Below are 509 nucleotides of genomic sequence, written 5' to 3'. Positions count from 1 at the left end.
AGGCGGGGGATGGAGTCGAGCAGGCCGCGGGTGTAGGGGTGGGCGGGGGCTTTGTAGAGGTCGTGGACGGGGGCGGACTCCACGATGCGGCCGGCGTACATGACCGCGATCTTGTCGGCGACGTCGGCGACGACGCCGAGGTCGTGGGTGATGAGGATCAGTCCCATGCGGTATTCGCGCTGGAGGTCGGCGAGGAGGTCCATGACCTGGGCCTGGACGGTGACGTCGAGGGCGGTGGTGGGTTCGTCGGCGATGATGAGGGCCGGTTCCAGGGCCAGCGCCATGGCGATCATGATGCGCTGGCGCATCCCGCCGGAGAACTGGTGGGGGTAGTCCCGTACGCGCTGGGCGGCGGCCGGGATGCGGACCCGTTCCATCAGCTCCACGGCCCTCGCGCGGGCGTCCCTGCGTGACATGCCCCGGTGGACGGTGAACATCTCCCCCAGCTGGTCCCCCACCGTCATCACCGGGTTGAGGGCGGACAACGCGTCCTGGAAGATCATCGCCAT

Annotated in this window: 1 protein-coding gene; it reads right to left on the bottom strand. The window is 69.2% G+C overall.

All coding sequences use genetic code 11. The features are described from left to right. Positions 1-509, bottom strand: a 509-nt coding sequence (locus C3492_RS43880) for an ABC transporter ATP-binding protein (protein WP_146075819.1), incomplete at both ends; no start/stop codon positions are given.

The organism is Streptomyces sp. Ru62 (assembly GCF_002920615.1).
Classification (GTDB): domain Bacteria; phylum Actinomycetota; class Actinomycetes; order Streptomycetales; family Streptomycetaceae; genus Streptomyces.
Note: the sequence above shows the minus strand (reverse complement) of the source record. Positions and strands in the feature narration are given on the sequence as shown.